Raw genomic sequence first — 10,990 nt, forward strand, 5'->3', positions numbered from 1 at the left:
GAATGTGAATAAAAGTCTCTTAAAAATGCTTAAAAAAGTCTTTGGAAGTGCTGTATTTGGAATTGAAGCGACTACAATTACAGTTGAAGTAAACATCGCAAAAGGAATTGGTTATCACTTAGTCGGTTTGCCCGATAATGCAATTAAAGAAAGTAATTACCGAATTGCTGCTGCGTTGCAAAACAATGGTTATAAAATTCCAGGAAAGAAAGTCACGATCAACATGGCACCTGCCGATTTACGAAAGGAAGGAAGCTCGTACGATTTAACCTTAGCATTGGGAATTTTAGCGGCTTCTAATCAAATTCAATCAGAAAACATAGCAGAATATGTAATCATGGGCGAATTGTCTTTAGATGGAAGTTTACAGCCAATCAGCGGCGTATTACCTATCGCGATTAAAGCACGAGAAGAAGGTTTCAAAGGATTCATTCTACCCAAGCAAAACGCCAAAGAAGCCGCCGTAGTCAATAATTTGGAAGTGTATGGCGTGGAAAATATCAAACAAGTTATTAATTTCTTTGACAAAGGCGAACCGTTGGAACAAACCATTATTGATACACGTACAGAATTCCTGAAAAATTTAGCCTTTCCCGAATTTGATTTCTCTGATGTAAAAGGTCAGGAAAGCATCAAACGTTGTATGGAAATTGCGGCTGCTGGCGGACATAACATCATTCTGATTGGTCCACCAGGATCTGGAAAAACCATGTTAGCCAAAAGATTGCCATCAATTTTACCGCCATTAACATTACATGAAGCCTTAGAAACGACCAAAATTCACTCCGTAGTTGGAAATATCAAACACAAATCAGGATTGATTGCGGAACGACCATTTCGAAATCCGCATCATACAATTTCTGACGTTGCTTTAGTTGGCGGCGGAAGTTATCCGCAACCTGGAGAAATCTCGTTGGCGCATAATGGAGTTTTATTCTTGGATGAATTGCCTGAATTCAAGCGAAGTGTCTTAGAAGTCATGCGACAACCGTTAGAAGACCGAGAAGTCACTATTTCCAGAGCACGATTTACAATCACGTATCCAAGTAGTTTCATGTTGGTGGCAAGTATGAATCCGAGTCCGAGTGGTTTTTTCAACGATCCAAATTCGCCAATGTCATCATCTCCAATGGAAATGCATCGTTATATGGGGAAAATTTCGGGACCTTTATTAGATCGAATAGATATTCACATTGAAGTCACACCAGTTCCTTTTGAAAAACTATCGGAAGAGCGAAAAGGCGAAGCAAGTGAAGTTATTCGTGAACGTGTGATCAAAGCGCGAGAAATTCAAACGGAACGTTTCAACGAATCAGAAACCTTGCATTACAATGCACAAATGAATACCAAGCAAATTCGACTGTATTGCAAACTCGATAAAGAAGCATTGAATCTTCTCAAAAACGCCATGGAACGTTTGGGTTTATCAGCACGTGCATACGATCGAATTCTCAAAGTAGCACGAACTATTGCTGATTTAGGTCAAGAACCAAATATTTTACCGAATCACATCGCGGAAGCTATTCAATATAGAAGTTTGGATAGAGAAGGTTGGTTGGGATGAGATGTTTTGTGATTTTTAAATCCTGTCATGGACATAAAATAACTCACTGAATTTCAGTGAGTTATTTGTTTTTAATGATAGTTTTCTCATCTGTTATGACTTGAAAAAGGTGCTCCTTTAATCTGCTTCCTTAGATTTATGACACTCAATGATTTGAAAATTAGTTGTTTAAATTTTAGCACCTCAGGATGGAATTTAGCAATGCTAATTTATTATCGAGATATTACAAAATTCTTTAAATAGAGATTTAAAGAACAAGAAATTAGTAGCATAAGTCTCTTAACTCGATGGCTGCGTTAATGTAGCTATTCCACATTTTATCGAATCTTTATTGTTGATCATCTGTAATAATAGCCCTTTAGTCGAAAAATGTAAGTTTTATAGTCAGTATATTTATAAATTCGCTTACATGTTAAATAACATTCTATCAGTACATAGTAATGAGGAATAAATAAAAATAACAGAAAGGAAATCACAGATGATTGTTGTGATCTAAAAATTGAAAAGTCACGTATATTCTATTAAAAAATTAATATAGTAACAGGGTTATGAATCATTTTAAATCAAGGATAATTAGTGTTTGTAAAAATAACTAATAGTTTTAATTATATGATTTTCAGTATGTTATCGGTATATATTGAGTTAAAACCGCTAATTATTGATCAATATGATATTAAAAATATATATTATAAAACAATTAATTTTCTTTAGTATTAATTACGGTAAAACCTTTTATATTGTAAGTTTTATAATATTAATTATTTTTTTTAATGTTATATTTTTGAGAAAATTAACATGTTATTAACAAGTAAAGCCTTAAAATCCCAAAATCCCAAAATCCCAAAATCCCAAAATCCCAAAATCCCAAAATCCCAAAATCCCAAAATCCCAAAATCCCAAAATCCCAAAATCCCAAAACCCCCAAACCCCCAAAATCAAAAGACTTCAACAGAAAACTTAGTTATTATTCGTTATATGTGAATAATTAATGACTTATTAAAATCAATATATAATACAAAGTTGTGCACCTACTTATCACATGCTTATGAAAGAAATTTTACTTACTTCAGTGTTTCAAAACCATATACTAAAAATCAAAAATAGATTTTTATCTATTTTTTTAAAGACATTCATTCATAATTGTTTTTCAATCACTTCATACATATCGTTTTTATATCGTTCTAAAATTAATGTGGAAAAATTGAGTAGCGATAATTCAAATGATATTCATTTATTTTTAGAAATGAAGCCTAAAATTGAATTCATAAAATATTTTCGGAAACCTAAAAAGTCAGTCAGAGAAAATGATTTCCCTATTATATGGAATAGTGTTTTTTGAAATGAAAAGATGAAACTTCTTTTAAATCATAGAATTAAAAAACCCCGCAATTGTGAAACTTTGGCGAGCCAACAAAAGCAGGGTAGGAATAACAGTCAATTTTAATAAAAAAACCAACCATTATGTTTAGATATCTTCTAAATAGTTATTCACGAATACTATCTTCTTACGAACTATTGATGTTTAAAATCAACCTTATTACAAAGGTGTTTTATGTATCAAATAGCTCAACTCTGCAATATAATAAATTTTTCAATAATGGTATAGCCGTTATTTTAGTTTTCTTAAAAGCAAATACAAAGTTTTCATTGAATTTTGTATTTGTATTTCTAAATATATCTATTGCAAGTGCGAATGTTGATCTAAATTTTCATAATCAAGAAAACAATATAGATACGAACTTATATTTCAATTCATCAAATTTCATTAATGAGTTAGATGTACTCAATACTAATGAAAATCAACTAAAAAACAATCTGTATCATATATGCATAAATATAGATGATACTTCACTTCATAAAAATCTAATGATTGTTTTTGACCCATCGTCATATCTCTTAAAAATATGTGCTTTAGATGTCGTCACAAAGTATAAAGCGTTGAAGGTAAATGCTTTATGTTTTAACTTGCAAAATCTAGCTACAGCACCAATAACAATCAATTCTAATAATTAAACGAACCATTATGTTGAGATCTTTTTTAATTATTTATTCAAGAACTACACTATGTTTTAGAGAAATAAAAGATAGTTGTAACACATTAAAAAAAAGTATTACTAAATATCAAAATAGTAAGTCATTATTTTCTTTTATAGTCTTCGTCTTAATGCTAATAATTCCATTAGGAACTATGGCGCAAGTAGTAACTACTTGGGGAGGTTTAACAGGGACATTACCAGAAAATAATTTTCAAACAAGCAGTCTTTCCGCAGTAGGAGATGGAGCTACTTATGTTTTAGTTGATATTTCTAGAACAGGATCAACTTCAGTAGGAGGCTCCGAAAACGCAATTGCTCCTACAGTAACTCTGACGAATAGTTATGATAATTCTAGAGCTACTACTGGTGTTTCAGGAAATATATATACCTATACATTTAGCGAGCCAGTTCATATCATTCTAAGTTCTCAAGAGCATAGCGAATTAGTTCGTACTGAAAATATAAAAATTGCTAGTTCAGATGTTGGAGCCTTGTTTACAGGAAGTTTAACAGGTGGTCAATCAGGTCATTTTATAAACAATAACAATACGTCCGAAATTCATATTGGTTCTTCAAATACTATTACTGCTGCGGGTACTTATTGGACGGTTCAAACTAATATAGCAGTAACCACATTATCTGTAGAATACTATGTTACAGATCCAACGGAAATAGCTTCAGGTGAACCTTTTACAATGAATTTAGCTCCAGCACCTTATGTGCGATTAGATAACGATAATTCTACTGGAGCAGGAGGAATAGCTATTAATACTACAAGTTGTACTAGTGGTTCAGAACCTTTTGACGGTTCGGATATTACAATTAATGCTCCGCATGGAATTCAACGCGTAGAAATTAATTTAACAAACGAACAAAATGTTGGAGAAGAAGAATTATCTATAATAGGAAATTATTCTAATGTAACGATTACGGGGAATGGATCTACTTCTGTAGTAGCAACTAATAGTAATCCAGCTCCAGGAGATGTTAATACCTATGATGATATTATAGATGAACTCTATTATGTAAATACAGCTGCAACCCCAGAAACTTCAACACCCAGACTTGTAGAAGTCATACTCTATGATATTGCAGGTAATGCTTCTATAGTAGCAACAGGAACAATAACACTGACAGAAGCGTCCAATTCAGGGAAAACATCAGGTCCTTTGGTTGTTTTTAACACAGATATTTCGATAGATTTATTAACGGCTTTAGATGGAAGTCAAGATGCAGGAACTTGGGTTGATGTAGGCGGTTCTGGCGCACTTACAGGTAGTGTTGTAGATATAACAAGTCTTACTACTGGTTCATATAATTTTAGATATGATGTGGCTGGGGCTGGTCCATGTAACCTAGTATTTACGACAGTTGTTCTAATAATATTAGATGGTACAGAGTTAGAAATGACATCAGCTGCTTCATGCGGTTTTGTGATGACAACATATACAGATGCAACTTTTTCAGCAGGATCAAATGATCCTATTTATGTATTTGATTCGCCTGGAAATGTAGGCGAATTAACATGCCCTTCAGTTGTAGGCGCTTCGTACGATTGGTATGTATACAATGCTACAACTAATTCATATGATAGTTATGCATTGAATTCTACACCAACACAATCAAATCTGGCAGATGGAGGATATTTGGTCGTAAGAGATGATGCAGGAACAAAAACGGAAGGTCGAGCATGGATTTGGAATTCGAGTCTCAATGCAGATGCCGGAGTTGATTTAGCTATATGTAATGGAGATAGTATAAATATAAGTGCAGGAGGTACAATTCTTAGCCCATCATATACATATTATGATCCAGTACGGAGACCATTCATCATAGATGCAAGTACAATAGTTAGGGTAACATTTGATGCAACACATTCATATATATCAGATTTAGCTTTCTACATGGTTTCTCCAGGACCAGCTGCTACAGCAGTTTCTATTCCTTTAGGAGTTAATGAGCCCGGTAATGCTTGTAATCCAGCTGATGATGTGGCTAATCTCCAGTTTACAAATGATACTTCCATTGGAGTACAAATATATGATCTTTGTGCATTATCAGGGCCTTTATCTGGTACTTGGAACCAATATTATACAGATTATGGACCAGCTTCTGGAGCTACAGCAATAGATTTTTCTCCATTAATAGGTCTTGATGGTGGACAGGGAGGATGGAAAGTGCAAATTTATGATTGTGAAAACTTAGACTTTGGAGCTTTAACAGGCGCAACTATTACATTTGATGATGGAGCTGGAGATGTTAGAACCTATACAAGTGGTTCTATCAATGTGCCAATTAATGATAACTTTTGTGATCCAATAACAGCTACTATTTATGAAGTCCCATTTGTATCTGCAACAGTACAAATGGATAACACTATTAATATTGCCCCAAACATTGGTGTAAATGGAATAGGAGGATATGAATGGTCATATAGTACAACAAGTGCTACAGGTCCTTGGAGTGGACCATTTAATAATGCATTATTAAATCCTCTAGTGGCACCAACAGTAAATACTTGGTACAAATTAGAAATGGATAATGGAGTTGGGTGTACAGATGAGGATGTAATGCAAATCACTGTTACAAATCAGCCAAATGCTGGAACAGGAATGGATGAGTACGCGTGTGCAGGAGATGCATTGGTAGACTTGAATACATTACTTACTGGAGCAGATGCGGGAGGAACTTGGTCGATTTCAGGAAGTTCTATAGACAATCCTGGAGGAGACTTTAATGCAGGAAGCGGAACATACAACCCTACAACGGGCGGAGTTTTTATATTTGATTATACAGTAAATGCAGTTGCACCTTGTTCTGTAAATGGAACAACGTCAATAACGGTATCCGTGCAAACTGCACCAGATGCTGGAAGCAATAACACAATTTCAGCAGATACAAGTACAGGTTCAATAGACTTATTTACAAACCTTTTAGGAACGCCAGATATAGGAGGAATTTGGAGTTTAAATACAGGTTCCGATAATCCAAGTGGTAGCTTTGATCAAAGTGCAGGAACTCTAGATAGTTCAAGTCTTGTTACGGGTACATATATTTTTGATTATACAGTGACGAGTTGTACAGCTTCTATCGCATCAATTACGATTAATTTTACTGCTGTATCAGCAGATACTGATGGTGATGGGAATCCAGATTCTTCAGATCCTAATCCAGGAGCACCAAATGCATCAGATGATATTGCGTCAACAGATATAAGGATTCCAGTAACAATAGATCCATTAGCAAATGATGATTATTTAGATAATAATGATTTAACCAATATTGGAATAACTACTGTAACCAACACTGGAAATGGAACAGCTATAGGAATGGTTGTTATAGATCCAGCAACAGGACAGGTTACTTATACGCCTTCAATTACTGAATTTGGGGATGTTACTATTATTTATGAAGTGTGTAATGATGCTAGTGGGATGCCAGTATGCGAGCAAGCAACGATAACAATTACAGTAACTGGAATAGATTCAGATATGGATGGCATCCCAGATGCAACAGATCAAGATGATGACAATGACGGAATCTTAGATATCGCGGAAGGTCCAGGCGATCCAAGTGGCGATGATGACAATGATGGAGTACCCAATTACTTAGATGACGCACCAACGGATCCGATGATCGGTAATGTTAACGGAGTCGTAGAAACGGTTTACGATACAGACGGCGATGGCGTAAGCAACCACTTAGACTTAGATGCAGACAACGATGGAATCTACGATACCGTCGAGACTGGTGGAGTAGATGCAGACAATAATGGAATTGCCGATGGCACTCCAAATACAATAACAGGAATCCCAAGTAGTGCTGGCACAGGCGTTGGCGTTCCAACAGATACCGATGGTAATGTTGGAGAGAACTTACCCGATTTCTTAGACACTGATAGTGATGATGATGGGTGTAGTGATGCCAATGAATACTATGGCAACGCTACTGCTGATGGTGGTGATGGTGGACAGTACGGAACAGATCCAGCGGCAGTCAATACCAATGGAACAGTAACGGCGGCAAGCTATCCAGCTACAGGAGCAGATCTTGATGGCACAGGAACGGCAGATTACATCGACACCACAAATGATGATCCAGATGCAGATGGAATAGCCAATGCCTGTGATATAGATGATGACAATGATGGGAACCCAGACAGTACTGATTTAAACACACAAACAGCAACAGCCCTAGCAGATAATGGTACGGCAATGGTTGGAATGGTAACGAATATCGATATTCTTACCAATGATGACTTCTTAGCAGATACTACAATGACCTTAGGCAGCGATATTTATATCAGTAATGCTGGAACAGGCTCAGGAGTCGGAATCATCAGCTTTGATGAAAACACAGGTGAACTTATCTACACACCAGCCTTAAGTGAAGGCGGAATGAATGTCACGGTAGACTATACAGTATGTAATGATCTAACAGGCGATGGTCCAACACTGGATGATGTATGTGCAACGGCAACGGTTACAATACTAGTAGCTATGGGGCCAGATGCTGATATGGATGGTATCCCAGATGCCACAGATCAGGATGATGATAACGATGGTATCTTAGATATAGCCGAAGGTCCAGGTGATCCAAGTGGCGATGATGACAATGATGGTGTACCCAATTACTTAGATGACGCACCAATGGATCCGATGGTGGGTGATGTCAATGGTACCGTAGAACCAGCATACGATACAGACGGCGATGGCGTAAGCAACCACTTAGACTTAGATGCAGACAACGATGGTATTTACGATACTGTTGAGACTGGTGGAGTAGATGCAGACAATAATGGAATTGCCGATGGCACTCCAAATACAATAACAGGAATCCCAAGTAGTGCAGGCACAGGCGTAGGTGTCCCAACAGATACCGATGGTAATGTTGGAGAGAACTTACCCGATTTCTTAGACACTGATAGTGATGATGATGGGTGTAGTGATGCCAATGAATACTATGGCAACGCTACTGCAGATGGTGGTGATGGTGGACAGTACGGAACAGATCCAGCGGCAGTCAATACCAATGGAACAGTAACGGCGGCAAGCTATCCAGCTACAGGAGCAGATCTTGATGGCACAGGAACGGCAGATTACATCGACACCACAAATGATGATCCAGATGCAGATGGAATAGCCAATGCCTGTGATATAGATGATGACAATGATGGGAACCCAGACAGTACTGATTTAAACACACAAACACCAACAGCCCTAGTAGATAATGGTACGGCAATGGTTGGAATGGTAACGAATATCGATATCCTAACCAACGACGATTTCTTAGCGGATAATACAATGACCTTAGGCAGCGATATTTATATCAGTAATGCTGGAACAGGTTCAGGAGTAGGTATCATCAGCTTTGATGAAAACACAGGTGAACTCATTTACACACCAGCCTTAAGTGAAGGCGGAATGAATGTCACGGTAGACTATACAGTATGTAATGATCTGACAGGCGATGGTTCAAGTCCAGATGATATCTGTGCAACGGCAACGGTTACAATACTAGTAGCTATGGGGCCAGATGCTGATATGGATGGTATCCCAGATGCCACAGATCAGGATGATGATAACGATGGTATCTTAGATATAGCCGAAGGTCCAGGTGATCCAAGCGGTGATGATGATAATGATGGTGTACCCAATTACTTAGATGACGCTCCATCAGATCCAATGGTGGGTGATGTCAATGGTACCGTAGAACCAGCGTACGATACAGACGGCGATGGCGTAAGTAATCACTTAGACTTAGATGCAGACAATGATGGTATTTACGATACAGTAGAAACAGGAGGAACGGATGCAAACAATGATGGAATCGCCGATGGTACTCCAAATGCAATCACTGGAATTCCAAGTAGTGCAGGTACAGGCGTAGGAGTCCCAACGGACACCGATGGAAATGTTGGAGAGAACTTACCAAATTTCTTAGACACTGATAGTGATGATGATGGGTGTAGTGATGCCAATGAATACTATGGCAACGCTACTGCAGATGGTGGTGATGGTGGACAGTACGGAACAGATCCAGCGGCAGTCAATACCAATGGAACAGTAACGGCGGCAAGCTATCCAGCTACAGGAGCAGATCTTGATGGCACAGGAACGGCAGATTACATCGACACCACAAATGATGATCCAGATGCAGATGGAATAGCCAATGCCTGTGATATAGATGATGACAATGATGGGAATCCAGACAGTACAGATTTAAACACACAAACACCAACAGCAGTCGCTGATAATGGTACAGCAATGGTTGGAATGGTAACGAATATTGATATTCTTACCAACGACGATTTCTTAGCAGATACTACAATGACTCCAGGCAGTGATATCTATATCAGTAATGCTGGAACAGGCTCAGGAGTCGGAATCATCAGTTTTGATGAAAACACAGGCGAACTAATCTACACACCAGCCTTAATAGAAGGCGGTATGAGTGTCACAATAGACTATACAGTATGTAATGACCTAACAGGCGATGGTCCAACACTGGATGATGTATGTGCAACGGCAACGGTTACAATACTAGTAGCTATGGGGCCAGATGCTGATATGGATGGTATCCCAGATGCCACAGATCAGGATGATGATAACGATGGTATCTTAGATATCGCCGAAGGTCCAGGCGATCCAAGCGGTGATGATGACAATGATGGTGTACCCAATTACTTAGATGACGCTCCATCAGATCCAATGGTGGGTGATGTCAATGGTACCGTAGAACCAGCGTACGATACAGACGGCGATGGCGTAAGTAATCACTTAGACTTAGATGCAGACAACGATGGAATCTATGATACCGTCGAGACTGGCGGAACTGATTTAGATGGAAATGGAATAGCAGATGGCGCAATAAATCCAATCACAGGAATTCCTACATCAGCAGGCACAGGAGTAGCAGTGCCAACTGATAGCGGTCCAACAGTTGGAACACCAGATTTCTTAGATACAGATAGTGATGAAGATGGTTGTTCAGATGCTAATGAAGCCTTTGACGACAGCGCCGCTGATGGCGGCGATGGCGGACAATACGGAGCAGATCCAGCAGTAGTTAATGCCAATGGAACAGTATCAGCAGCAAGCTATACAAATGCAGCTGGATTAGCCGATACAGATGCTAACGGTACAGCAGATTATACAGAAAATGGGCCAGATCCAGACGCAGACGGCACAGCCAATGCTTGTGATCTAGATGATGACAATGATGGCAACCCAGATGCAAGTGATCCAAATCCATTAGTACCATCGGCAGTAGCAGATTCAGCTACAGCAATGGTAGGTATGTCAGCAACGATCGACATTTTAACCAATGATGACTTCTTACCAGACAACAGTGGAACAGCAGGCAGTGATATTTACATCAGTGATGCAGG

The 10,990-nt window shown here is 38.2% G+C and carries 2 protein-coding genes; both read left to right on the forward strand.

Features of this window, described 5'->3' with window-relative positions:
- The first annotated feature begins 25 nt into the window (after nt 1-25).
- The gene (locus tag H2O64_RS22210) at nt 26-1,564 is read left to right on the forward strand and encodes a YifB family Mg chelatase-like AAA ATPase (RefSeq protein WP_187564438.1); all 1,539 of its coding nucleotides are present in this window, start codon (nt 26-28) and stop codon (nt 1,562-1,564) included.
- Nucleotides 1,565-3,728: 2,164 nt separating this feature from the next.
- Nucleotides 3,729-10,990 (forward strand): beta strand repeat-containing protein (locus H2O64_RS22215; protein ID WP_215907208.1); only part of this gene is annotated, 7,262 nt, incomplete at its 3' end.

The sequence above is a fragment of the Kordia aestuariivivens genome, from assembly GCF_014397005.1.
Lineage (GTDB): Bacteria > Bacteroidota > Bacteroidia > Flavobacteriales > Flavobacteriaceae > Kordia > Kordia aestuariivivens.